Origin of the sequence: Variovorax trehalosi, from assembly GCF_051216415.1 — a bacterium.
In the GTDB taxonomy this organism is placed as follows: domain Bacteria; phylum Pseudomonadota; class Gammaproteobacteria; order Burkholderiales; family Burkholderiaceae_C; genus Variovorax.
In genome coordinates this window covers 1-22212 of record NZ_JBPJZG010000005.1, presented here as the reverse complement: position 1 = coordinate 22212, position 22212 = coordinate 1, and the positions used below count along the sequence as shown (strand labels likewise).

The window sequence follows — 22212 nt, the reverse complement described above, 5'->3', positions numbered from 1 at the left end:
GTCCTTTTATTTCACACGGCCTTCTGGAGGGATCAACCCGCCATCTTGCTGTCGCGGGCGCTCTCGAGCACTTCGGGCTCTTGCGATTCGACCCAGCTCTCGTTGTTCAGGCCCGCCTGCAGCCGTTCGGTGTCGAGCTCGTTGGTCCATTTGGCAACGACGATGGTCGCCACGCCGTTGCCGATCAGGTTGGTCAGCGCGCGCGCCTCGGACATGAAGCGGTCGATGCCCAGGATGAGCGCGAGGCCCGCCACCGGCACATGGCCCACCGCCGAGAGCGTGGCGGCCAGCACGATGAAGCCGCTGCCCGTGACGCCCGCCGCGCCCTTCGATGTCAGCAGCAGTACCGCGAGCAAGGTGATCTCCTGCACCAGCGTCATCGGCGTGTTGGTGGCCTGTGCGATGAACACCGCGGCCATCGTCAGGTAGATCGAGGTGCCGTCGAGGTTGAACGAGTAGCCGGTCGGAATCACCAGGCCCACGCAGGTCTTGTTGGCGCCCAGGTTCTCCATCTTTTCCATCATGCGCGGGAGCACCGATTCGCTGGAGGACGTTCCCAGCACGATCAGCAGCTCTTCCTTGATGTACTTGATGAACTTCCAGATGCTGAAGCCGTGAAACCGCGCAATGAGCCCGAGCACCACGAAGATGAACAACAGGCACGTCAGGTAGAACGTGCCCATCAGCTTGCCGAGCGAGAACAGGCTGCCCACACCGTACTTGCCGATGGTGAAGGCCATGGCGCCGAAGGCGCCGATGGGCGCGAGCTTCATGATGTAGCCCACGATCACGAAGAGCACGTGCGAGCCCTTCTCGATCACGTCGAACACCAGCGTGCCGCGGCCGCCGAACCGGTGCAGCGCAAAGCCGAACAGCACCGCGATCAGCAGCACCTGCAGGATCTCGCCCTTGGCGAAGGCATCGACGATCGTGTTGGGGATGATGTTGAGAATGAAGTCGACCGTGCCGGTCATCTTGCCCGGGCCGGTGTAGGCGGCGATGGCCTTGGTGTCGAGCGTGGCCGGATCGATGTTCATGCCCGCGCCGGGCTTGAACACGTTGACCAGCACGAGGCCGACCACCAGCGCGATGGAGCTCACGACCTCGAAGTAAAGGAGCGCCAGGCCGCCGGTCTTGCCGACCTTCTTCATGTCTTCCATGCCGGCGATGCCGACCACCACCGTGCAAAAGATGATCGGCGCAATGATCATCTTGATGAGCTTGATGAAGCCGTCGCCCAGCGGCTTCATCGCCTCGCCCGTCGAGGGATAGAAGTAGCCCAGCAGCACGCCGATGATCACCGCGGTGATCACCTGCACGTAGAGGGAGCGGTAGAGCGGGAGCTTCTTGGCGGATGTGTTTGTTGTGTGTTCCATGACTTGCCTCCGGAAGGGTTGAGAACTGTAGGTCCGTATCGGGTGTTTTCCATTCGTAAAAGCCACATCGCAGGAACAAAAAAACCCGCCGAAGCGGGTTTTTCGATCAGGTCGCAGTCAGCATGTTCAATGCATGTGAAGGCCGCCGTTGACCGAGAAATCGGCCCCCGTGGAGTAGCCGCCTTCGTCCGTTGCCAACCACGAGATGATCGAGGCGATCTCGCTCGGCTCGCCCAGGCGCTTGACCGGGATGGTGGCCACGATCTTGTCGAGCACTTCCTGGCGAATGGCCTTGACCATGTCGGTGCCGATGTAGCCCGGGCTCACGGTGTTGACCGTCACGCCCTTGTTCGCCAGTTCCTGCGCCAGCGCCATCGTGAAGCCGTGCATGCCGGCCTTGGCGGCCGAATAGTTGGTCTGGCCCGCCTGGCCCTTGGCGCCGTTGACCGAGCTGATGTTGATGATTCGGCCCCAGCCCTTTTCCACCATGTCGCCCACCACCTGCTTGGTGACGTTGAACATGCTGTTGAGGTTGGTCTCGATCACCGCGCTCCAGTCCTCGGGGGTCATCTTGAGGAACATGCGGTCGCGCGTGATGCCGGCGTTGTTGACCAGCACGTCGATGGGGCCATGCGCTGCCTTGGCGGCGGAAAAAGCCTCGACGGTGGATTGCCAGTCGCCGACGTTGCCGACGGAGGCGTGGAACTCGAAGCCTTCGGCTTTCTGTTCGGCCAGCCACTTGGCGTGGTCGCGCGTGGGGCCACAACCGGCGACCACGGTGAATCCGTCCTTGTGCAGACGCTGGCAGATGGCTGTTCCGATGCCACCCATGCCTCCGGTGACATATGCAACTTTCTTGCTCATGAAATTTCCTTGATGTTTGCTTGGCAAAAGCCTGAACGGCCGCCTTCACTCTAGCCATTTTCACGCCATCGACCTCTGAGGAAAACACTGAGCCAAGCTTGCAACCAGCTGTCACGGAGCGCTGCAGAGGTGCAACCTATATGCTCAGCTCTGTACGCTCTTGCTCACGCATTGCCCTCAAGGAGTTCGAAAGTATGAATTTCGGGATCATCGTATTCCCCGACGTCGAGGAACTCGATTTCGTCGGGCCTTGGGAAATGCTCACCATGTGGAGCAAGCTCGCCGCGGGACCGCAGAACTGCCTGATCGTCGCCGAGAAGCGCGAGCCGGTGGTCTGCGCCAAGGGCCTTTCGGTCAATCCGCACGTGTCGTTCGCCGACTGCCCGCCGCTCGACTACCTGCTCGTGCCCGGCGGCATGGGCACGCGGCGCGAGGTCGACAACCCCGCGATGGTGCAGTTCCTGGCCGCGCAGGCGCCGGGATGCAAGGCGCTGCTGTCGGTGTGCACCGGCGCCTTCGTGCTGCATGCGGCGGGGCTGCTCTCCGGCAAGACAGCCACCACGCACTGGGGCTCGCTCGATCGCCTGCGCGCGCTGGGCGACGTGAAGGTGGTCGAGCAGCGTTTCGTGCAGGACGGCGACGTGTGGACCTCGGCCGGCGTCTCGGCCGGCACCGACCTGATGCTGGCCTTCATCGCCCACACCGCCGGCGAGGAAGCCGCCGCCAAGGTGCAGCTGCAGGCCGAGTACTACCCGGCGGACACGGTCTATGGCAACACGGCGAGCCACGAGCGCGCGCCGGCGTATGTGCGGCAGCCGGGTGGCAAGCTGCGAAAGACGCCGTGAGCGCTGCACCTTCGCTCGTACTGGCGCCGCTGTCCGTGCTCGCCGCCCGCGTCGGCGAGACGCTGCGCGAACGACGCCAGACGGTGGCGGTCGCCGAGTCTTCAGCGGGCGGTCTCGTATCGGCCGCCCTCCTCGCCATTCCGGGCGCGTCGGCATTCTTTCTCGGTGGCGCGGTCGTCTATTCGCGGCGCGCCGGAAAAGCGCTGCTGGGGCTGACGCGCGAAGACATCGGCGACATGCGCGGAGAAACCGAGCCCTATGCCCGGTTCATCGCAGCCCGCATCCGCGAGAGCCATCGCGCGACATGGGGCATCTGCGAGAGCGGCGCGGCGGGGCCTTCGGGCAGCCCCTATGGCGATGCGCCGGGGCATGTGTGCGTGGCCGTCGCCGGTGCCGTTACCGAGAGCCGGACCATCGAGACCGGCGATACCGACCGCCCCGGGAACATGGAAGTGTTCGCGCGGCAGTTGCTTCTGCTCTTCGATGAAACGCTGCGGGCGCAAGACGCTCTTGCCTGACCCTGCCGGCCCATCGCATCCAGCATCTATGACGCACGTCGCGACGTGCTCGAAATCGCGATGCCGGCAAAGACCATCACCAGCCCGACGACCAGACTCCACCGGACCGGCTCATCCATCAGCGCCCATCCGGCGAAGGCCGCGGCGATCGGGTTGACGGTGACCGACAGCGCCACGAGCGTCGGCGTGGTCCTCGCGAGCGCGTACGACCACAGGAAGAAGCCGACCGCGCCGCCGAACACGCCCAGGTAGGCGATGGACATCCACTGGACATCGCCGAATTGCGCCATCGGCGCGTAGCCGCCGCGCCATGCGCTGATCGCAATCAGGCACAGGGCGCCGCTGCCCATTGCCACCAGCGTGAACGGCATGGGCCCGGTTTCCCGGATCACGGGCCGCGACCACACGCTGTAGAACGCCATGCACAGTGCGGCGCCCAGCATCGTGAGGTCGCCGCGCCATGCGCCGGGCGGCGCCGCCGAAAGGCCCGAAATCAACGCCATGCCCACGCCGCCCATCGCCGTGAGAACGCCCACCGACTTGCGTGCCGTGAGCGGCTCCACACCGAGCAGCGCCGCGATCGCCATGGTGAGCAGCGGCAAGGTCGACAGCGCGAGTGCGCCGCGTGCAGCGGTCGTGAAATGAAGCGACAGATTGAACAGCGCCGGAAATGCACCGAAGAACAGCAACCCGAGCCCGACAACCTTCGGCACCGCTTGCCGCCGCGGCCAGTTCTGCCGCCGGAACATCGCAAGGGGCAACAGCAGCGCGAAGCCGATGCCGAAACGCAGCGATCCCAGCGCCAGCGGATCGATCGCGCCCGCGACGAAGCGCGTCGCACCGACCGCCGCGCCGCCCATGGCGCTCGACAGGACGGCGGCGAACAGGCCCGAAAGAAGTGCACTCACCGGCGTCCTTGTGTCTCGTTGAAGGACGATGCTAAATAGCGGGCATTGATAAAACAATCGAATAAAGATGATGAGTTTCATCACCTTTCGCGATGAACACGCGCATGCTCGACCCCGAACTGCTGAAGACCTTCGTCACCGTTGCCGGGCAGCGCTCGTTCACCCGAACTGCCGCGCAACTGAACCGCACCCAATCCGCCGTGAGCATGCAGGTCAAGCGGCTTGAGGAGTTGCTCGGCACCACGCTGTTTGCGCGAACCACCTCGCAGGTGGCACTGACGCCCAGTGGCGAAGCCCTGCTGGGCTACGCGCACCGCATCCTGGCCCTGAACGACGAAGCGCTCGGCCGTATCCGCCAGCACCAGAACGAAGGCCAGGTGCGGCTCGGGATCATGGACGACTACGGCACCAGCGTCGTGCCTGCGCTGCTCGCAAGCTTCGGCCAGCGCTATCCGCGCATCCACGTGCACATGGAGACCGGACTCACCGCGAAGATGACCGAGCGCCTGGGTGAAGATTTCGACCTCGTGATCGCCATGCATCCCAAGGGCCAGGGCGACGGCGATTTCCTTCGGCACGAGCAGGCAGTGTGGGCTGCCGCGCCCGACCATGTCGTCGACGGGCCGGGTCCGCTGCCCGTGGCGCTCTACCCCTCGGGGTGCCTCTTCCGCGAATGGGCGATGGCGGCGCTGGACAAAGCGCACCGGCCCTGGCGGCTCGCGTTCGTCAGCCACAGCAGCGCGGCCGTCGAGGCCGTGGTGGCGCAGGGGCTGGCTGTGAGCGTGTTCAAGGCGGGAACCTTTCCGAAGGGGCTTCGCGTGCTGTCGAAGGAAGACGGCATGCCCCGGCTCCCCAAGGCGGACATCCGCCTGCACCGCGCACCGGCACTCACCGAAGCCGGCGCCCTGCTCCAGGCGCACCTGGTCGCGGCGATCCGCCGCGACGCCGGCTTACCAAGTGCACGCTGACGAGGGGGCCTTCAATCCACCTGCACCCCGGCTGCGCGGATCACCTTGCCCCACTTGTCGATCTCTGCCGCAAGGTGCGTGCGCAGGCTCTCGGACATGACCTTCGGGCAGCCCCTATGGCGATGCGCTGGGGCATGTGTGCGTGGCCGTCGCCGGTGCCGTTACCGAGAGCCGGACCATCGAGACCGGCGATACCGACCGCCCCAGGAACATGGAAGTGTTCGCACGGCAGTTGCTCGCGCTGTTCGGCGAGACGCTGCGCATGCAGGGCACTTCCGCCGGAGCCACCACCTCGTGACACCGGGGTTCGCGCCAGGGCCCTATTTGACGGAGCCCGCGGTCAAGCCCTGCACCATGTAGCGCTGCATCCACGCAAACAGGATGGCGATCGGGACCACGGCGCAGATCGCGGCGGCCATGACGAGCTCCCACTGCACCACGTACTGGCCCGCGACCATGTTGGTGACGAGCACGGTCAGCGTCTGCTTCTCCGTGGAGCGGATCAATGTGTAGACCACGGCGAACTCGTTCCAGGCATTGACGAAGGTGACCAGTGCCGTGACCGCCATCGCCGGCAACGCCAGGGGCAGGAACACCTTGCAGACCGTGCGCACCGGCCCCGAGCCTTCGAGCCAGGCCGACTCCTCCAGGTCGCGCGGAATGGTCTCGAAGTACGAGGTCATCATCCAGACGGCAAAGGCAATGCCGAACGCGCCATAGGCCACCACCACGGACAGGCGCGAGTCGGTCATGTTGCCGCCGTCGAACCAGGGGATGCTGGCCGCCATCTTGAACAGGCCGACCACCAGCAGGACGGGCGAGATCATCTGGGTGATGAGCAAAAACTGCCGGTAGCCGCCCTGGCCGCGAAACTTCAGGCGCGCCAGCGCATAGGCGGAGGGAACACTGATGGCAATGGTCAGCACCGTGGCGGCGATGGAAACCAGCAGGCTGTTCAGCAGCGCGCGCCCGAACCCGGTCTGGGTCCACATGACCGAGAAATTGCTCCACTGCCACTGCTGGGGCAGCCACCGGGCCGGATAGACGTAGATCTCGGAGGCGGGCTTGAGCGCCGTGAGAAGCATCACCGCGAGCGGAAAGATGACCACGGCCACCAGCGGCAGGAGCAGCAGCCAGCACCAGAGGCTGCGCAGGAGCTTGTCCTGGCGGATCATGCGGCGGCTTTCGCGGCCTGCCGCTGCTGGAGGCGCACATACAGCACGGTGAAGACCAGCAGCAAGGCCAGCATCACCAGCGAGATGGCGGCGGCCTCGCCGGGGCGGCCCAGGCGGAAGCCCAGCTGGTACAGCCAGGTGACGAGGATGTGCGTGGCGTTGTCCGGCCCGCCCTGCGTCATGATCCAGATGATCGGAAAAGAGTTGAAGACGTAGATCACGTTCAGCACGATGGCCATGTGGATGAAGGGCTTGAGCAGCGGCAGCGTGAGGCGGCGGAACTGCTGCCAGCGCGACGCGCCCTCGATGCCGGCCGCTTCGTAGATGTCCTGCGAAACGGACGACAGTCCGCCCAGAAAGATGGTGACGGTGAAGGGGATGGACACCAGGATGCCCACGCCCACCTCCACCCAGAAGGCGAGCTGCCCGTCGGCCAGCCAGTTGATCGGTTCGTGGATCAATCCGATCATCGCGAGGCTCGCGTTGACCATGCCGTACTGGCCATTGAAGGACCAGGTCCAGACGATGGCGGTCATCGTCAGCGACACCGCCCAGGGCAGCATCACGATGGTGCGCGCCACGCCCCGGCCATAGAAGTCCTGCTGCAGGATGAGCGCCACCGGAACGGCACACAGCACGGCGCCGCCGACCACGCACACCGTCCATTGCACCGTGCGCCACACCACATGGGCGAACACCGGATCGGTGAACACGGTGCGAAAGTTGTCCAGGCCGTTGAAGGCCCGCAGCAGGCCGAAGCGCGAGATGTCGTGCACCGACTGGAACACCAGGGTGGACAGCGGGTAGGCCAGGATGAACACGGCCAGCAAGAGGCTCGGCGCAATCAGCCCCCAAGCCAGGACAGGGCCTCGAGCGGAATTCTGCATAGGGCAATTCGATCGAAATAGGCGTGGTGCGACACGCGGGAAGCCAGGCGCAGCCTGGGGGCTGCGCCCCGGAGGCTTACTTCTTGTTGAGCTTGGTGTTGGCTTCGGCCGCGGCCTTGTCCAGCGCCGCCTTGGGCTCTGCCTTGCCCTGGTAGATGGCCTGCAGCGCATTGGTGACGGCTTGCGCCGAGTCTTCCCAGCCGGCGACCAGCGGCGCGAAGCGCGCATTGGGCAGCAGGGCCACGAATTCGGAAAGCACCGGGTCTTCCTTGAACACGGGGTCGTTGGCCACCTCGCGTGTCACCGGCATGAAGCCTTCGCCCTGATCGAACTTCAACCGCGCGGTCTTGGAGAACATGAAGCTCAGGAATTTCTGCGCGGTTTCCTTGTTCTTCGATGTCTTGAACATCATGATCGAATCGGTGACGCCGAAGGTGATGTCCTTGCCGCCATTGGGCACGCCGGTGATGCCGTATTTCAGTCGGGGCGCGTCCTTGGCAATTTCCTTGGCCAGGGGCGGCAAGGAAATGACCATGCCGAGGCGCCCCTGCTTGAACAGGTTGTGCAGGTCATATCGCGTGTTGCCGGCAACGCCGGGCTCGGTCAGGCCCTGGTCGATCATGCTTTTGTAGAGCGCGGCGGCCTTGACGCCGGTCGGCGAGTTGAATGCGGCCTTGTTCGCACCATCCAGCACGTCGCCCCCCATGCTCCACAGCGCGTAGTAGAAATAGGTGTCGGTGTCCAGGTCCTTGCCCTGAATTCCGTAGCCGTAGGCGCCCGTGGCCTTGATCTTTTTCGCGGCAGCGATCACGTCGCCCCAGGTCTTCGGGCCATTTGGAAATCCGGCCTTGCTCAGCATGTCCTTGTTATAGAACATGGCGCGCACGCTGGCCGCAATGGGCAGCGCATAAGGTTTTCCATTGATATTTCCGGCATTCAGGAATGCCGGAATGAAACGATCCTTGAAGGCCGCATTGGCATAGTTGTCCACCGGCTCCACCAGATCGTCGTTCACGAAATCCCCGACCCAGCGGGTGGCGACGTGGGCCAGATCCGGCGGATTGTTGCTGGCAATTTCCGCCTGCAATTTCTGCTGCATGTTCTCCCAGCTTCCCACTTCGACCTTGACGGAGTCTCCCGGGTTGGATTTTTCATATTCCCGGGCCAGGGCCTCCAGCCAGGGACGGGTGTTGTCGCTGTAGCTGGACATTGCAATCCGGATGCTTCCCGCTTGGGCATTGAGGGCCGAAAGGCCCAAAAGAATTGCGCTCACCCATAGGGTTGTTTTTTGTTTTTTCATATTTAATTCCTCGCAAATTATTTAAAACAAAATCAACGAAAAGTCTGATTTCAATGCAGCCAATGCATGCACGTTTTCATCTTACGAGCCAGCCTGAGCGCGCAAAAGATGGAGTTAACCCTCGATTTCTAAAAACTAGAACTCTACGTGCGAATTATTGAAGGTCAAACGGCTGCAATTCCCTGTACCCTCCGAATTCGAGCTCCAATTGCGCGAGGCAATTCATTGCCGCGCGCCCGAGGGGATATTGGCAATTCATATGGCGCACTTTGTGGAAAAACTAATTACGACCTCCCCCGCCCTGCAGCCTGCACCTGGCGCCCTCTCCTCCCGGCGCGTGACGCTCGTCACGGGCGCCGCGGGCGGCATCGGGCAGGCGCTGTGCCGCCGCGTGCTGCAGGCCGGTGACCGGCTGATCGCGCTGGACCACGATGCGGGCGCACTGCAAGGCCTCGCGGCTGCGTTGGCCGAGCAAGGCGTGAGCGCCGAGGATCTGGCCCGGATGCATCCCCTGGTGGCGGATATCACCGACTGCGCGAACCTGTGCGAGAAGGTGGCGGCAGCCACCGCTACCGTCGGCCCGGTGGATGTGCTGGTGTCGAACGTGGGGGCGGCGCGCGGGCCGACGCTGCGCAAGACCACGCCGCAGGACTGGCACGCCGACATCCACCTCAACCTCAATGGCGCGTTCCATTGCGTGGAGGCGGTGCGCGAGGCGATGGTCCAGCGCCGCAGCGGACAGTTGGTGCTGATCGGCTCGGTCAACGCGCTCACGACGCTTGGCCATCCGGCCTACAGCGCCGCCAAGGCGGCCCTCGTCAGCTACACCCGATCGCTCGCCATGGAGCTGGGCGCCTTCGGCATCCGCGCCAACATCGTGCTGCCGGGCACCGTCAAGACAGCCGCCTGGCAGGCGCGGGCCGACAAGAACCCGCAGGTGTTCGAGCAGTTGAAGAAGTGGTACCCCTTGGGCGACTTCGCGACACCGGACGACGTCGCGGACGCCGTGCTCTTCCTGGCGTCGCCCGCCGCGCGCGTCATCACGGGCGTCGCATTGCCGGTGGATGCGGGCCTCATGTCGGGCATTCGTCCCATGGCCCGTGAAATCACGGTCGAAGACTACTGAGCCCCCAGGGCCGGGCTGCGCCCAGCCCGCCCCCCCGCGGGGGATCAAGTCAAGTGGCAAAGCCACATTGACTTGAGAGCCGCGATCCCTTTCCACAGACACAAGGAGACCCCATGGCTCAGGTTCAACTCAAGCAACTGCAGAAGGATTTCAACGGCGTGCCCGTCGTGCACGGCATCGACCTGGACATTGCGCACGGCGAGTTCGTCGTGCTGGTCGGCCCCTCGGGCTGCGGCAAGTCGACGCTCCTTCGCATGATCGCGGGGCTGGAGGCCATCAGCGGCGGCGAGCTGCGCATCGGCGGCGCGCGGGCCAACGACCTGTCGCCGCAAAAGCGCAACATCTCGATGGTGTTCCAGAGCTATGCGCTCTACCCGCACCTGTCGGTCTACGAGAACATCGCCTTCGGCCCACGCACGCGCGGCGAAGCGGAAAGCGACTTCCGCCCGCGCATCGAAAAAGCCGCCGGCCTGCTCAACCTCACCCCGTACCTGGACCGCCTGCCGCGCGCGCTCTCGGGCGGGCAGCGCCAACGCGTCGCCATGGGCCGCGCCGTGGTGCGCGAGCCCGCGCTGTTCCTCTTCGACGAGCCGCTGTCCAACCTGGATGCGCAGTTGCGCGTGCAGATGCGCGCCGAAATCAAGGCTCTGCACCAGCGTCTGGGCAACACCATGGTCTATGTCACCCACGACCAGGTGGAAGCCATGACCATGGCCGACCGCATCGTGGTGATGCGCGCGGGTCGGGTGGAACAGGTCGGCGCGCCGCTGGAACTCTACGATCGTCCGGTCAACCGCTTCGTGGCGGGGTTCATCGGATCGCCTGCGATGAACTTCACCGAGGGGCAGGTACGCCGCGAACACGGCCGCACCTGGCTCGCGCTGCCCGACGGGCAGACCTGGCACCTCCCAGGCTCCGGGTGCACGCCCCTGCTGGCCGATGCACAGCAGGTTGTGCTGGGACTGCGGCCCGAGCATCTGCGCCTGGCGCCGGAGGGGCTGGCACTGCGTGTCATCCTGACGGAGTCGACGGGCGACAAGACGCAGATCTATGGCACGGTGGCCGGCAGCGAGACACCCTGGTGCGTCTCGGTGCACGATCGCGTGGCACTCAAGCCAGGCGATCTGGTGCACCTGCAGATCCGCGATGCCGCATCGACCCATTGTTTCGATGCAGAGACCGAGCGCCACGTGGGTGTCGCCGCCCCGGCACCTGCCGAATACAGGCCGTCCGTGTCCCGTGTGGATGTGCATGCCGGCGGCAGCGAGGGTCAGCGCCATGCCGCGTCGATCGCGTATTCGTACGGCTAGACCATGAGCAACAGCGGCATGTACGAAGGCAAGAAGGGAAATTTCATCGGGGGGCGGTGGTCAACCACTGTCGACACCATGCCGGTGCTCAACCCGGCCAATGGCGAAGCGATTGCGACTGTGCCCAGATCGAATCGCGAGACGGTGAGCGAAGCAGTCGCCGCGGCCAAGGCTGCAGCCTTCGACTGGGCTGCAACGCCCGTGTTCGAGCGTGCGGCGATGTGCCAGGCGATCGCGGCAGCGATCGATGCCGAACGCGAGGCCATCGCGTACACGCTGTCGCTCGAGCAGGGCAAGGTTCTCGCCGAGGCGCAAGGCGAAGTGGCCAAGGCGGCCGACGGCTTCCGGCTTGCCGCCGAACTCATCAAGCAGATGAGCGGGAAGACACTGCCTGCGGAAGACCCGACCAAGCTCGTCATGACCATCCGGCAGCCGCGCGGCGTGTATGGCGTCATCACGCCCTGGAACTTTCCGGTCAACATTCCGGTGGAGTACCTCGCCCCTGGCATTGCCACCGGGAACACCATCGTCTGGGTCCCTGCGCCATCCACCGCGTTGGTGGCCTGCGCCTTGATGGCAGCCCTGGAAAAGGCGGGCCTTCCCGCCGGCGTCGTCAACCTGGTGACAGGCGACGGTGCGACCGTGGGGGATGCGGTGGTCGTGCATCCGGATGTGACCGCCATCGCATTCACCGGCAGCACTGCGACAGGACGACGGATCGCCGAGCGAGGCGCCGGCAAACCCATGCTGCTCGAGCTCGGAGGCAACGGGCCCGTGATCGTTCTCGAGGATGCAGACCTGGATGCAGCAGCGGCGGCTGCAGCTGGCGGCGCCTTCTTCAATGCGGGGCAGGTGTGCGCCGCGACCGGGCTTGTCCTGGCCCATGCATCCGTGGTGGACCGTCTCTGCGAAAAACTGGTCGCCAAAGCCGCCGACCAGGTCCTGGGCAACCCCTTGCATCCCGCAACGACCATGGGGCCGCTCAACAACGCCAAGGTGGCCGCCAAGGTGCGTGAGCATGTGGACGATGCCATTGCGCAGGGTGCGCGCCTGCTGTGCGGCGGTCGGGCGCGACCGGATCTGGGCAGCACGCTCTTCTTCGAGCCCACCGTGATCCGCGACGTCTCGCAGAGCATGCAGATCTATCGGGAGGAAACCTTTGGTCCGGTAGTGCCGGTCATTGCCTTCCAGGACAACCAACAGGCCCTGGCGCTGGCATTGCAAAGTGAATATGGGCTCGCCGTCGGCGTTTTCACCAAGGACATCAGCCGTGGCATTGCAATGGCCAAGGCGATTCCCGCCGGGATCGTCAACATCAACGCGGGCAGCACCTGGTGGGAGATACACCTGCCTTTTGGCGGCGGCTCCGGTAAGAAAAGCGGCATTGGTCGCCTGGGTGGCATGCACACGCTGGAAGCGATGACCGAGATCAAGATGATCACCGTCACCTTGGCCTGATCGAGATGAGGCTTGCTTCGGTCGCTCCGCGACCGAAGTCCACGGGATTGCCGGCCGCCCCTCTATACGGCGACTTGCCGCTGGGTGCCCAAACCTTCGATGCCCAGCGTGACCACATCGCCGCTCTTCAAGTAGACCGGCGGCTTCATTCCCATCCCCACACCCGGCGGGGTTCCCGTCGAAATGATGTCCCCCGGATGAAGGCTCATGAACTGCGAGAGATACGCAACCAGGTACCGCACGCCGTAGATCATGGTGGCCGTGGAGCCGTTTTGCCGCCGCACGCCATTGACCTCCAGCCACATGCCCAGCTGCTGCGGGTCCGGCACTTCATCGGGCGTGACGAGCCAGGGCCCGATCGGCCCGAAGCTGTCGGCCGATTTGCCCTTGGTCCATTGGCCTTGGCGTTCGGTCTGGAAGGAACGCTCCGACACGTCGTTGATCAGGCAATAGCCTGCCACATGGTCCATGGCATCCGCTTCGCCGATGTACTTCGCCGTCTTTCCGATGACGATGCCCAATTCCACTTCCCAATCGGTCTTGGTCGAACCGCGTGGAATCTCGAGCACGTCATTCGGCCCTCCGATGGCGGAGGTTGCCTTCAGGAAAACGATGGGCTCGGGCGGCACCGTCGCCCCCGTCTCGGCCGCGTGGTCCGAGTAGTTGAGCCCGATGCAGATGAACTTGCCCGAGCCGGCCACGCAGGCACCGATCCGCGGAGAGCCCTCCACCAGCGGGAGGGTGTGCGGGTCCAGCGCGGCGATGCGCGCCAGACCGGAAGGCAGCAACACATCGTGTGCAATGTCCTTCACGTGAGCGGAGAGGTCGCGCAAGCGTCCGTCTGCGTCGAGCATTGCCGGTTTTTCCTGACCCTGGGGTCCATAACGCAACAGTTTCATTCGTAGTCCTTTTATCGATTCATCAGAGCGCCTGCGCTTGAGCGACTACCTTGGGGCACTGCGTGCCTTGCCAAGCTCGGAGAACAGCTCCTGCGTCAGCGCCGGATCGATCTGCTTGACGTACTTGTCCGTGACCGGCTTGAGCTTGTCGCGCAGGCGCTCCCGCTCCTGTGCGGGAAACTCGGTCAGCACCATGCCCTTGCCCTTCAGGAACTCGGCGGCCTTGGCGTTGACCTCGCGGTTGGCGGCGCGTTGGAAGGGTTGCGTTTCCCTGGCCGCATCGAGCAGGATCTTGCGCTCGTCTTCCGACAGCCGATCCCACACTTTCCTGCTGAACAGCAGAACGACGGGGTTGAACGCGTGGCGCGTGTCGGAGCCGTACTTCTGGACCTCGTAGTACTTCGAGGCTTCCACCAGTGAGTACGGATTTTCCTGGCCGTCGACGGCCCGTTGCTCCAGCGCGGTGTAGACCTCGGGCAGCGGCAGCGGCAACGGGTTGGAGCCCAGGGCACTGAAGGCATCGATCATCACGGGGATCTGCATCACGCGCAGCTTGAGACCTTGCAGGTCTTCCATGCGGGCCACCGGCCGCCGCGAGTTGGTGACGTTGCGAAAGCCGTGCTCGAAGTAGGTCAGGCCGATCAGGCCCTTCTCGGGCAGCTTGTCCAGCAGCTTGCGGCCGACCGGGCCGTCGAGCACACCGTCGGCCTCCTTCTCGTTGTTGAAGAGAAAGGGCAGGTCGAACAGCGAGAACTCCCGCGCCATGCCCGACAGCAACCCCGGAATCGCCATCGTCAGGTCCACGGTGCCGCCCTGCAGCGAGGAGATGACCGCGGCATCGCCCCCCAGCACGCCGGACGCGAAGAGCTTCACCTTCATCTTGCCGCCGCTCTTCTTCTCGACGATCTCCGAGAAGCGCTGCGCCCCCATGCCCTGCGGATGCTCCTTCTGGTTGACGAAAGCGAACTTGAAGTTGCGCTCCTGGATGTTCTGCGCACCGGCGATGCCGGTCATCCCCAAGGACGACAGGACAACACACAGGGCGGCCAGGCAATGCTGCAGTTTTCTTGGCATGGCGGATTCGTTCACACCTTCTCAGGTCGCGACACGTTCGTACGCGATGCTCCGGCAGTCCATCTCGTATTCGAGGTCGACCACCGGCGGCCGGTTGTAGTGCCAGGTGAGCCCGTGCCGCGCGGCACCGCGCTTGACGATCTCGTCCGCGATGAACGGATGGATGTCGTGCACCGTGTAGAGCTGCGAGCCCGTGGTGCTGGCCCAGGTGAAGCCCAGCGATGCCAGGCGCCGCTCCATCTCATCGAGCACCCACCGGGCCTTCTTCAGGATGGCGGGCGGCGAGGTGTCGCCCAGGCCCACGGCATGGTCACGGTAGTGCCCCTTGCCTTCGGGCGCTTCGGCACTGCCTGCCACCACGAACGACGCCGCTGCCGTGGCATCGGGCACGGTGTAGCTGAACGCATGGAACGAGGGCTCCGACGGCGGCGAAACCGCGGGGCACACGTTGCTTCGCGCCACCGGATTGAGGTGGCCGATGAAGAGCCCCCATTCCTTCAGGGTGCCGACGTAGAGATTGTTGAACTCGACGAAGCCTTGTTCGGTGAACGGTGCCGGGGACCGAAGTTCGCACGCGCAGAAGGCGGCCAGCGGCCGCGAGGCTTCTTCCAGAATTTCCCTGATGCGCTGAAAGCCCTGCTTCAGGGGCAGCGGCTCCTGAAACCGCACGCGCTCGATGCGAAACCCAGGCTCGGCGGCCACGCCAGCCGAGTACTGCTGGACACCCGGAATGAACCGATAGCCGCCGGGTAGGGAGATTTGAATTGCCGACACGTGATTTCCTTTTTTGGAGAGCGAGAGAAATAGAGGGAGAAGTCCGTTGCGCCCGGTCAGGGGATCTGGCTCCACTGCTGGTTGGCACCGCCGTGGCAGGCGTAGGTGGACAACGCCGTGCCTTGCGCGGTGGTCGAGCCGGGCACATCGAGGCAGGCGCCGGAAGACACCCGATTGCGCAGCGTCGCGCCGACCACGCTCCATTGCGTGGCCATGCCCGCCGTGCAAGCCAGTTGCACCACCGGGCCGCCGCCCGCATTGGTGTTGCCCTGGGCCAGGCACAGGCCGCTGTGCTTTGCGACGAACTGGGTGTAGCCGCCGCTGCTGTTGACGGTGAAGGTCTCGTTGTTGCCGTTGCCGCAGGTCCACTGCACCACCGTGGCGCCGCTGGCCGTCGAGCCGCCCGACACGTTGACGCACAGGTTGCTGACCTGCGAGCGGATGCGCGTGTCGACCGCCGGTGCGGTGTCGAACGACTTCACGTACTCGCCCAGCGCCAGCAGGTCGGCCGCCGGCAGGCTCGATGCATTGCCGTGGCCCCCCGCGAGCACGTCCTGCAGCGTGGCCTTCTGGCCGTTGTGGAAGAAGCTCGGATTGCTCCAGGTTCCGTAGAGCGTCGGTGTGTCGAAGCCAACGCCCGTCAGTGGCTGGCCGCTGCCCTTGCCCGACGAGAGCTGGATCGTGCCCACGTCGTGCCGCAACCCGTCGCGCAGGCTGCCGGCCGTGTGGCAGGTCGCGCACTGCGCCGTGTTGAACACGGTCTGGCCGCGCACCGCGTCCACGCTGAGGTTGCCGTCCGCCGCGCGGGCGGGGCTCCGCATGTACTTGTTCAGCGAGTTCAGGTAGGCCGCAAGATCGTCCAGCTGCGCATTGCGGCCCGCCTTCGGCACCCCGAGTGGGTCGCCCGTGGCCGAGAAGTCGGCGTTCGTCAGGAAGCCCGTGCCGCCGAATTCATTGCGGATGTCGTGCTCGAAGTCCTGCACCTCGTCGAAGTTGGCGGTCCAGTGCAGCTTGCCGTGGCCTGTGCCGCGACGTCCCTGCAGGCTGATGGTGCGGCGCAGGCCTTCGCCACGCTGCGTGAAGTCCCACACCATGCCGTCGTCGCTGCCATCGGCATGGCAACTCGCGCAGGACATGTAGTTGTTCATGCTCATGCGCCGGTCGGACGCGTTGTAGAACACCTGCTTGCCGCGCAGCGCCGCGGCGGCCATCGGCTCCTGCGCGACCGTGGTGACGTTCTGCAGGAAGGCCGGGGCGGCGGACTCCGAGGACAGCACCTGGGCCACGTCATGCACCGACACCGAGCGGGCCAGGAAGTTGTTGACATACAGCCGCTTGCGCACCGCATCGATGTACAGCCCGTGCGGCGCGCTGCTGGCGTTGATCTCGCCGCGCACCGAGCGGTTGTAGGCGTCGACGATGGCCACGCGGTTGCCTTCCATCTGCGCCACGAAGATGTAGTCGCCGGCCGGCGAGTACAGCGCGGCGCGCGCGGGGGCGCGATCGTTGAAGTCGATCTGTTCGCCGAACACTTCCGCGGCCGTCTGCAGGCTCACGTGCGACAGGATCGAACGCACGGTCTTGTCGTGCTCCAGCGGCAGGCCGTCGCGGAAGGTTCCGCGCACGATGTTGTCCTTCTTGGAGGGCAGGAGCGCGCGCGATCCGTCGGGGGAGATCACGACCTGCGCCAGGTAGTTGGGCACACCGCGCGAGGCGGCCTCGGTGTCCACCGTGGTCGTGTCGACCGCCAGTGCGATCGTGGTGGCGCCGCTGAAGCTCTGCAGGTTCACCTTGTGCAGTTGCCCGCCCGTCATCTTCGACTTGAAGCGCGTCACGTAGGCCGATTGCGAACCGGCATCGACCGCGATGCCGCGCACGCTGCCCTCCAGGGCGAGCGTGCCCGTGGCGGCGCCCGTGGCCGGGTCGAAGCTGACCAGGGCCGACTTGCTTTCCAGCGTCAACAGGCCCTTCGCGCCATTGGGCGTGAAGACGACGCCGTACGGACCGCTGCCGTAGGCCAGCGGCACGGTGGCCGAGAGGCTGCCGTCGGTCGCGTTGAGCGCCACCAGCTTGTCCTCGCCCTGCACCGTGACCCAGATGCGGCCATCAGGGCCCACGGCCAGCGTCTTGGGCTCATCGCCCACGCGCACTTCCCAGCGCTTGGCCAGCGTCTGTGCATCGATGGCGGCGACCGTGCCGCTGTCGGGGTTGACCGAATACACCGAGTTCGCATCGCCCGCGATGTTGGTGGTGTGCGTCGGTGCCAGCGCCGTGACGGGCGCGATCACCGTGAGGTTGTACGTGTAGAAGGTCTCCTGGCCGTTCGCGGCCTTCACCGTCAGCGTCACGGTGTAGTGGCCGGGGCGCGTGTAGGTGTGCGTGACGCCGGGTTGGGTGGCGTATGCGCTCTGCGTGCCATCGCCGAAGTTCCAGCGGAACTGTGCGCCGCTGCTGCCCAACGTGGCCGGGTTGAAGCTCAGCTGGCCGTTGACGATCTTCGGCGCGCCGGCAATGCCGGGATCGCCGATCACGGCCTGGCTGCGCAGCGCCGCCACGTCGCTGTCGCCGAGCACGCGGCCGTACACGCGCACCTCGGCCAGCGTGCCCTTGAAGAGCGCGGTGTTGCCCTGGATCTGGCCCATGACCTGGAACTTGGTCGACAGGCCCTTGTTGCCGGTGGGGCCGGTCGACGTGGTCTTCACGCCATCGACGTACACCGCCTGCGCGCCCGAGGCCGCGTCCCGCGTGAGCACCACGTGGTGCCAGTTGCCGTCGTTCACGGCCGCCTGCGAGCGCGTGCCCGCGTCGTCGCCCACCGACAGCTTGATGTTGCCGGTGTTGTCGAGCCAACCCCAGAACACGTCGTCGACGCCCGGCGACTGGTCGCGCCCGAAGATGCCGGGCGCGGTCCACGAGTTCGGGCCGCCCGCCTGCGTGGTCTTCATGTAGAAGCTCAGCGAGGCGGTACCGCCCAGCGCGGTGGCCGCGGTGTCGTTCTTCAGCGGCACGCCCGTGGTGCGGTTCGCGAAGTTCAGGCCAATGCTCTCGAACGCGTCGCCGGTGGCGGGTGTGCCGTTGTTGGCGCCGATCTGGTCGCCGAGGTTGCCCGTCAGCGGCCAGTGGTGCATCAGGTTGATGTCGTTGGCGTTGCCGGTGTTGAAGGTGGAGCGGTAGTCGGCAGCGATGGCATTGCCCGCATAGTCCTTCAGGCCGTTGGCCGGCAGGAACACCTCGTAGCTGGTGCCCGGCAGCAGCGGCTGCTCGGGGTGGAAGTTGACGATGCCCAGCTGCACGCTGTAGGTGCCCGCCAGCGTGTTGCCACCTACCGGGCGCACGATGAAGGTGCTGGAATTCACGCTCTCCGGCCGGATGCTGTCCGTCATGCCGAGGCCGATGCGCGAGGTCAGCGCCTGCTGCTTGGCGCCATTGGCGGGCGAAACCTGCTTGACTTCGGGCTTGGTGGTGTCGGGGTCCACCGCATGCACGATGAAGCCGCTGCCCGAGCCGTGGTCGTTGCCTACGTAGATCAGATTTCCGAAGGGCGACACCTGGCCATGGTCGGAGGCCGAGAAGTGGGGGTCCGACGGAGCGAAAAGTCCGCCGCGCCCGACTTCGACATGGTTGAGCGGGTTGCTCACGTCGACCTTGTGAATGTAGTTCTGCGCACCCTGGAAAACGTAGTTGTCCTGCGTGCCGCAGTACAGCTGCTGGTTGATCACGAGCCGGTTGTCCTCTGCCACGAAGCGCGATCGATCGCTGAGGTCGTAGCCGAACATCTTGCCGCCGCTTTCCTGTGCGGAGGCGTAGACCTTCTTGCCGTCGAAGCAGGTGGCGTAGTAGTTGGCCGTGGACCCGGCAACGGCGTCGAGCACCTTGGGATTCAGCGGGTCTGAAATGTCCAGGCTGGCGAATCCGCTGGTGTTCGTCATTGAAGTCAGCACCATGTGGTTGCCCATGGTGAAGATCGGGCCCACGCGGAAGCCGCCGAGCTCGCCGGTCGGCACCGGGTTGGGCTTGCCGGCGCCGCGATTCGCGAGAACGGCGTTGGCCGGATCCCTGGCGTCGATGATGAAGATCCCCTGCTCCGCCGCCGCCACATACAGATATGGCGCTTGCCACCAGAGCTGCCAGCTCACGTTGTTGTAGTCGCCCTTGTTGACGTTGGGCAGCACCAGCTTCTTGACCTGCTTGATGTCGTTGATGTCGGTGAAGTCCCAGAACTCGACGCCGAAGACGCTGGGCATGGCGACGTACTGCTTGCCGCCGATGTTGGCGACGCCGATGGCATGCGGCTCCCTGAATTCCTTGGTGCGGCCGTCCGGTTCGTAGATTCGCTTGGCGAGCTTGATGTTGCGCGGATCGGAAATGTCGTAGAGCAGGAAGCCCCCGGGGCCCAACCCGCCATCGGGCGCGAACGTCGTCAGAAAGTAGCCGTTGATCATGAGACCCACGTTCTGGCCGTAGTGGTACTTGGTGTACCCGGCGGTGGGGTGCGTCACGCTGCCACCGGGAATCTTCGGCACGTCGCCGCCAGTGCCGGCGCCAGCGCCGTCATCGGACACCTCCCGGATCGTCGAGATGGGCTTGAACAGTTCGGCCTGCGTGTAGGTCAGGTTGCCCATGCCGGGCCCTTGCAGCGGCAACGGATCGGCCATGAGATCGGCCGCCACGGAGGCCATGCCGGTGGCGGCCTTCCGGATCGTGTCCAGGGGATTGACCCCGGTGATCGCCGCATGCGTCAGCAGCGCGCAGCAGAACAGGGAACCTACCGCAAGAACTTTCTTGATGCTCATTTCATCCTCGCAAATTCGATCGGGACGCCATCTTTCGTGGGAAAAGATTCGACCGGAATCTAGCAGCGGATGCGCACGGGAACGGCATTGAATTTCGAAGGGAGGATTCGAATATTTAGATCATCAATCAGGGTAAATGGTGATGTTTTGGCATGGGTTGTGCTTCAAAGTTCGGGCCTGAAAAAAGCGAATCTGTTGCCCACCCGCACGCCCATCAAGGAACGCCCCATGCCCCACGTCCCTCTTGCCCAACGCCTGCCCAAGCTGTCGAAGCGCAGCCTGCTGGGTGCGTCTCTCCTCGCGATGCTGTGCGCCGCGCTGCCGCATCAGCAGGCGCATGCCCAGGGGCCGCGCAACTTCGCCACGCTCGCGATGGTGGCCGAGCCGCAGACGCTTGACCCGATGGCGTCCACGGCCGACCTGGTCGGAACCATCATGCAGCACGTGTACGAGACGCTCTACACCTTCGACGCCAAGTGGAACGTGGTGCCGATGCTGGCCGAGACCATGCCGAAGATCTCGGCCGACGGCAAGACCTACGCCATCACATTGCGCCGCGGCGTGATGCTGCACAACGGCCGCGAGCTCAACGCCGACGATGTGGTGGCGAGCCTGCAGCGCTGGATGGACCAGTCGCCGCGCGGCAAGGCCGTGAGCAAGGAGATCGATGCCCTCAAGGCCAAGGGGCCGCTTGCGATCGAGGTTGTGCTCAAGACGCCGTATGCGCCGCTGCTCTCGCAGCTCGCGCTGCCCAGCAATGGCATGGCCGCCATCATGGCGAAGGAGTCGATGGCCGTACCGTTGAAGGAGTTCGTCGGCACCGGTCCCTACAAGTTCAAGGAGCGCCGTCCCGACCAGTTCGTGCTGCTCTCGCGCTTCGACAAGTACGCCGCACGCAAGGAGGCTGCGAATGGCTACGGCGGCAAGCGCGAGGCGGCCATCGAGGAACTGCGCTTCGTGCCCGTGCCCAACGCCAGCACGCGCGTCGAAGGTGCGCTCGCGGGCCAGTACGACTTTGCCGACCTGTTGCCGGTCGAAGCGCTTCCGCGCCTGGAGAAGGCGAGCGGCAAGACGCTGCCGATCATCACGCCCGCTTTCGGCTTTCCCCTGGTGGTCTTCAACACCAAGGAGGGTGCGCTCGCCAACCAAGCCGTGCGCCAGGCCCTGCAGACCGCGATGGGCCAGGGCGAAATGCTCGCCGCCGGCTTCGGCGACACGCGCTTCTTCGTGGCCGAGGCCAACCACTTCCCCAAGGGCTCGCCGTTCTATTCGACCGCGGGTGGCGACCAGTACAACCAGCGCAACGCCGCCAAGGCCAAGGAGCTTGCGGCCAAGGCCGGCTACAAGGGCGAGCCGGTCCGCGTGCTCACCAGCCGCCAGTACGACTTCCACTACAACATGTCGCTGCTGATGGCCGAGCAGTTGAAGCGCGCGGGCTTCAAGGTCGACCTCAACGTGGTCGACTGGGCCACGCTCACCCAGCGCCGCAACGACCCACGGCTGTGGGAAATTTTCATCACCCATTCCGGCCTCTTCCCCGAGCCGATGCTCTCGCCGCCGCAACTGGGCGACGGCGCACCGGGCTGGTGGGATTCGCCCGCCAAGAAGACCACGCTGCAGGCCTTCAATGTCGAGAGCGACCCGGCCAAGCGCGGCGCGCTGTGGGGCAAGGTGCAGCAGGTCGTCTACGACGAGGTGCCGTACATCAGCGTCGGCAAGTTCAACGGCCTCTCGGCCAAGAGCCTTGCGCTGGACAACTACCAGCCTTCGAATTGGCCGTTCTTCTGGAATGTGAAGATCAAGTAGGGAGCGCGCCTTGTTTCGCTACATCGCCTCGCGCGCGGGCGGCATGCTCGTGGTGCTCGCCATCGTGGCGGTGCTGGTCTTCGTGCTCACACGCGCCGCATCGGGCGACCCGGTCTCGGTGCTGCTGGGCG

General features: G+C 65.0%; 18 protein-coding genes and 1 pseudogene. 9 read left to right on the top strand and 10 right to left on the bottom strand.

Annotated elements, in window-relative coordinates; all coding sequences use genetic code 11:
• Positions 1-32 precede the first annotated feature (32 nt).
• Both ACSFA7_RS18965 and phbB read right to left on the bottom strand, forming a co-directional pair.
• Positions 33-1376 (bottom strand): dicarboxylate/amino acid:cation symporter, encoded by a 1344-nt coding sequence (locus ACSFA7_RS18965; RefSeq protein ID WP_435500817.1) that lies wholly within the window; start codon positions 1374-1376, stop codon positions 33-35.
• Between the two features lie 126 nt (positions 1377-1502).
• Entirely contained in the window at positions 1503-2240 is a 738-nt protein-coding gene (gene phbB / locus ACSFA7_RS18960) for an acetoacetyl-CoA reductase (RefSeq protein ID WP_042579370.1), read from the bottom strand.
• A gap of 194 nt (positions 2241-2434) precedes the next feature.
• Here phbB and ACSFA7_RS18955 point away from each other — a divergent pair, with 194 nt between their 5' ends.
• Together ACSFA7_RS18955 and ACSFA7_RS18950 are read left to right on the top strand one after the other, a co-directional pair.
• Positions 2435-3085 carry a DJ-1/PfpI family protein gene (locus ACSFA7_RS18955; RefSeq protein ID WP_435500816.1) on the top strand — a complete coding sequence of 217 codons (651 nt, stop codon included), beginning with the start codon at positions 2435-2437 and terminating at the stop codon, positions 3083-3085.
• Positions 3082-3603, top strand: a complete 522-nt coding sequence (locus tag ACSFA7_RS18950) for a CinA family protein (protein WP_435500815.1) — start codon at positions 3082-3084, stop codon at positions 3601-3603. Before ACSFA7_RS18955 ends, ACSFA7_RS18950 begins: the two co-directional genes overlap by 4 nt.
• A 26-nt stretch (positions 3604-3629) precedes the next feature.
• On the opposite strand, the gene ACSFA7_RS18945 is transcribed toward ACSFA7_RS18950, so the two are convergent.
• Positions 3630-4592 carry a DMT family transporter gene (locus tag ACSFA7_RS18945; RefSeq protein ID WP_435500814.1) on the bottom strand — a complete coding sequence of 321 codons (963 nt, stop codon included), beginning with the start codon at positions 4590-4592 and terminating at the stop codon, positions 3630-3632.
• Positions 4593-4603: 11 nt separating this feature from the next.
• Here ACSFA7_RS18945 and ACSFA7_RS18940 point away from each other — a divergent pair, with 11 nt between their 5' ends.
• Both ACSFA7_RS18940 and ACSFA7_RS18935 read left to right on the top strand, forming a co-directional pair.
• Positions 4604-5479 carry a LysR substrate-binding domain-containing protein gene (locus ACSFA7_RS18940; protein ID WP_435500813.1) on the top strand — a complete coding sequence of 292 codons (876 nt, stop codon included), beginning with the start codon at positions 4604-4606 and terminating at the stop codon, positions 5477-5479.
• Positions 5480-5615: 136 nt separating this feature from the next.
• Positions 5616-5777 carry a hypothetical protein gene (locus tag ACSFA7_RS18935; RefSeq protein ID WP_435500812.1) on the top strand — a complete coding sequence of 54 codons (162 nt, stop codon included), beginning with the start codon at positions 5616-5618 and terminating at the stop codon, positions 5775-5777.
• A gap of 22 nt (positions 5778-5799) precedes the next feature.
• Here ACSFA7_RS18935 and ACSFA7_RS18930 read toward each other — a convergent pair whose 3' ends face one another.
• The 3 genes from ACSFA7_RS18930 to ACSFA7_RS18920 form a co-directional block, all read right to left on the bottom strand.
• Positions 5800-6654 carry a carbohydrate ABC transporter permease gene (locus ACSFA7_RS18930; protein ID WP_435500811.1) on the bottom strand — a complete coding sequence of 285 codons (855 nt, stop codon included), beginning with the start codon at positions 6652-6654 and terminating at the stop codon, positions 5800-5802.
• Positions 6651-7541, bottom strand: coding sequence for a carbohydrate ABC transporter permease (locus tag ACSFA7_RS18925; RefSeq protein WP_435500810.1), 891 nt, complete (start codon positions 7539-7541; stop codon positions 6651-6653). The genes ACSFA7_RS18930 and ACSFA7_RS18925 overlap by 4 nt, the downstream gene beginning before the upstream one ends.
• Before the next feature lie 76 nt (positions 7542-7617).
• Positions 7618-8751: an ABC transporter substrate-binding protein gene (locus ACSFA7_RS18920; RefSeq protein ID WP_435500809.1), complete on the bottom strand. Its 1134-nt coding sequence runs from the start codon at positions 8749-8751 to the stop codon at positions 7618-7620.
• Between the two features lie 427 nt (positions 8752-9178).
• Between ACSFA7_RS18920 and ACSFA7_RS18915 the strand changes: the two genes are divergently transcribed.
• From ACSFA7_RS18915 to ACSFA7_RS18905, 3 genes are all read left to right on the top strand, one after another.
• Positions 9179-9967 (top strand): SDR family oxidoreductase, encoded by a 789-nt coding sequence (locus ACSFA7_RS18915; RefSeq protein ID WP_435500808.1) that lies wholly within the window; start codon positions 9179-9181, stop codon positions 9965-9967.
• 113 nt (positions 9968-10080) lie between these two features.
• A complete protein-coding gene (locus ACSFA7_RS18910) occupies positions 10081-11277 on the top strand; it encodes an ABC transporter ATP-binding protein (RefSeq protein ID WP_435500807.1) in 1197 nt (398 codons plus the stop codon).
• A gap of 3 nt (positions 11278-11280) precedes the next feature.
• Positions 11281-12735 (top strand): aldehyde dehydrogenase family protein, encoded by a 1455-nt coding sequence (locus ACSFA7_RS18905; RefSeq protein WP_435500806.1) that lies wholly within the window; start codon positions 11281-11283, stop codon positions 12733-12735.
• A gap of 62 nt (positions 12736-12797) precedes the next feature.
• Here the strand turns inward: ACSFA7_RS18905 and ACSFA7_RS18900 are convergent, their stop codons facing one another.
• Genes ACSFA7_RS18900 through ACSFA7_RS18885 form a run of 4 tightly spaced genes read right to left on the bottom strand, consistent with a single transcriptional unit; the run spans position 12798 to position 20275 of the window.
• The gene (locus tag ACSFA7_RS18900; RefSeq protein WP_435500805.1) at positions 12798-13634 is read right to left on the bottom strand and encodes a fumarylacetoacetate hydrolase family protein; all 837 of its coding nucleotides are present in this window, start codon (positions 13632-13634) and stop codon (positions 12798-12800) included.
• 45 nt (positions 13635-13679) lie between these two features.
• Positions 13680-14708 (bottom strand): TRAP transporter substrate-binding protein, encoded by a 1029-nt coding sequence (locus tag ACSFA7_RS18895; protein WP_435500804.1) that lies wholly within the window; start codon positions 14706-14708, stop codon positions 13680-13682.
• A gap of 21 nt (positions 14709-14729) precedes the next feature.
• Positions 14730-15482, bottom strand: a complete 753-nt coding sequence (cnbZ, locus tag ACSFA7_RS18890) for a 2-amino-5-chloromuconate deaminase CnbZ (RefSeq protein ID WP_435500803.1) — start codon at positions 15480-15482, stop codon at positions 14730-14732.
• Positions 15483-15538: 56 nt separating this feature from the next.
• The gene (locus ACSFA7_RS18885) at positions 15539-20275 is read right to left on the bottom strand and encodes an RICIN domain-containing protein (protein WP_435500802.1); all 4737 of its coding nucleotides are present in this window, start codon (positions 20273-20275) and stop codon (positions 15539-15541) included.
• Between the two features lie 228 nt (positions 20276-20503).
• Here ACSFA7_RS18885 and ACSFA7_RS18880 point away from each other — a divergent pair, with 228 nt between their 5' ends.
• Positions 20504-22081 carry an ABC transporter substrate-binding protein gene (locus ACSFA7_RS18880; protein ID WP_435500801.1) on the top strand — a complete coding sequence of 526 codons (1578 nt, stop codon included), beginning with the start codon at positions 20504-20506 and terminating at the stop codon, positions 22079-22081.
• 10 nt (positions 22082-22091) lie between these two features.
• Positions 22092-22212, top strand: a pseudogene (locus ACSFA7_RS18875) (ABC transporter permease); the annotation flags it as partial.

Bases quoted from the DNA above. Each gene is read 5' to 3' on its own strand.
- ACSFA7_RS18925 (WP_435500810.1), bottom strand. From the start codon at position 7,541: ATGCAGAATTCCGCTCGAGGCCCTGTCCTGGCTTGGGGGCTGATTGCG.
- ACSFA7_RS18900 (WP_435500805.1), bottom strand. From the start codon at position 13,634: ATGAAACTGTTGCGTTATGGACCCCAGGGTCAGGAAAAACCGGCAATG.
- ACSFA7_RS18965 (WP_435500817.1), bottom strand. From the start codon at position 1,376: ATGGAACACACAACAAACACATCCGCCAAGAAGCTCCCGCTCTACCGC.
- ACSFA7_RS18880 (WP_435500801.1), top strand. From the start codon at position 20,504: ATGCCCCACGTCCCTCTTGCCCAACGCCTGCCCAAGCTGTCGAAGCGC.
- ACSFA7_RS18945 (WP_435500814.1), bottom strand. From the start codon at position 4,592: ATGAAACTCATCATCTTTATTCGATTGTTTTATCAATGCCCGCTATTT.
- ACSFA7_RS18895 (WP_435500804.1), bottom strand. From the start codon at position 14,708: ATGCCAAGAAAACTGCAGCATTGCCTGGCCGCCCTGTGTGTTGTCCTG.
- ACSFA7_RS18955 (WP_435500816.1), top strand. From the start codon at position 2,435: ATGAATTTCGGGATCATCGTATTCCCCGACGTCGAGGAACTCGATTTC.
- ACSFA7_RS18940 (WP_435500813.1), top strand. From the start codon at position 4,604: ATGAACACGCGCATGCTCGACCCCGAACTGCTGAAGACCTTCGTCACC.
- phbB (WP_042579370.1), bottom strand. From the start codon at position 2,240: ATGAGCAAGAAAGTTGCATATGTCACCGGAGGCATGGGTGGCATCGGA.
- ACSFA7_RS18920 (WP_435500809.1), bottom strand. From the start codon at position 8,751: ATGTCCAGCTACAGCGACAACACCCGTCCCTGGCTGGAGGCCCTGGCC.
- ACSFA7_RS18910 (WP_435500807.1), top strand. From the start codon at position 10,081: ATGGCTCAGGTTCAACTCAAGCAACTGCAGAAGGATTTCAACGGCGTG.
- ACSFA7_RS18885 (WP_435500802.1), bottom strand. From the start codon at position 20,275: ATGAGCATCAAGAAAGTTCTTGCGGTAGGTTCCCTGTTCTGCTGCGCG.
- ACSFA7_RS18905 (WP_435500806.1), top strand. From the start codon at position 11,281: ATGAGCAACAGCGGCATGTACGAAGGCAAGAAGGGAAATTTCATCGGG.
- ACSFA7_RS18930 (WP_435500811.1), bottom strand. From the start codon at position 6,654: ATGATCCGCCAGGACAAGCTCCTGCGCAGCCTCTGGTGCTGGCTGCTG.